3 protein-coding genes are annotated in these 1,036 nt (G+C 43.9%); 2 read left to right on the plus strand and 1 reads right to left on the minus strand.

All coding sequences use genetic code 11. From position 1 onward, the window contains the following. Together D5R40_RS33255 and D5R40_RS43390 are read left to right on the plus strand one after the other, a co-directional pair. The coding region (locus D5R40_RS33255) for a zinc-binding dehydrogenase (RefSeq protein WP_153183539.1) at positions 1–281 on the plus strand (281 nt) is incomplete at its 5' end. Then, entirely contained in the window at positions 262–450 is a 189-nt protein-coding gene (locus D5R40_RS43390) for a zinc-binding dehydrogenase (protein WP_124155908.1), read from the plus strand. The genes D5R40_RS33255 and D5R40_RS43390, both read left to right, overlap by 20 nt. A 119-nt stretch (positions 451–569) precedes the next feature. On the opposite strand, the gene D5R40_RS36790 is transcribed toward D5R40_RS43390, so the two are convergent. Beyond that, a partial coding sequence (locus D5R40_RS36790; protein WP_445974464.1) for an endonuclease/exonuclease/phosphatase family protein occupies positions 570–1,036 on the minus strand: 467 nt, incomplete at its 5' end.

Here is a 1,036-nt window from a genome sequence, read left to right on the forward strand (position 1 = left end):
ATTATAGAGAAGAAGATTTCTCAGAAAAGATTAGCCAGATTCGGGGAGATGCCGGGTTAGATTTGATTTTCGATCCGGTAGGAGGAAAGTCGGTGAAAAAAGGCATGAAATTATTAGGAGCCGGCGGACGATTATTTGTCTTTGGGGCTTCTTCCATGACTTCGGCCAAAAATATATTCCAGAAGATTGCCGTTGGATTGGGATTTGGCTTCTACCATCCGATAGGGCTTGTTGGGCCAAGTAAATCCATTTGGGGTAAATATGCTACGAATAGCCGATAATCGCCCTGAGACCCTGCAACGCGTCCTCAATCAATGTGTGCATTATGCAGAAGAAGGCGTTTTCAAACCTACCGTAGGAGGTAAGTACAACATTGAGCAATTGGCAGAAGCCCATGATGCACTGGAAAAGAGGAAGACGATGGGTAAGCTGGCGATCTATTGGAAATAGCTGATTGTTTTAGGAGACAATGAACGTTCAAGCTTCGGTAGGCCCACCCTAAGTTCAAGTGCAAGTATCAGGATCAGGTGCAGAATGTATTGAGTTTGAACTTTGAACTTGAACTTTCTTTACTTCTCTTTCCTCCTTCTCAAATTTAGCGTAGCTACTACCTGTCCATGATCCGATTGCCATAAATTGGGTTCATCTCGGCTCAGGGTTTCATCTATGAGGTGATCATTGTATATGTGTACATAATTTACCGAACCGATGGATTTGGGATTTTCCTTTACCAACTCTTCGCTGACCATGATATGATCCAGGGCTTCATGAAAGCCGTTGTGAATATGGGTAAAGTAATGATCGTGATAACTTTTGCGGGCCTGTATATCTTTTACATGGTAAAGCAATACATCCCAGATTTTCTTTTTTACATCCTGCGGGTAGCGTTTGTGGGGAGGTTCACCGGATATCGTGCGTGAGGTTACAGAAAGCCCATTGTCATTGACGTCTCCTAATAAGATAACCGGATGTGAGCGAAACATCAGGTCTTTCATCAGGATTTCTCGCAAGGCCGCCGCTTCAGCTCCTCTTCGTA

The sequence above is a fragment of the Okeania hirsuta genome (assembly GCF_003838195.1).
GTDB classification, from domain to species: Bacteria; Cyanobacteriota; Cyanobacteriia; order Cyanobacteriales; family Microcoleaceae; genus Okeania; species Okeania hirsuta.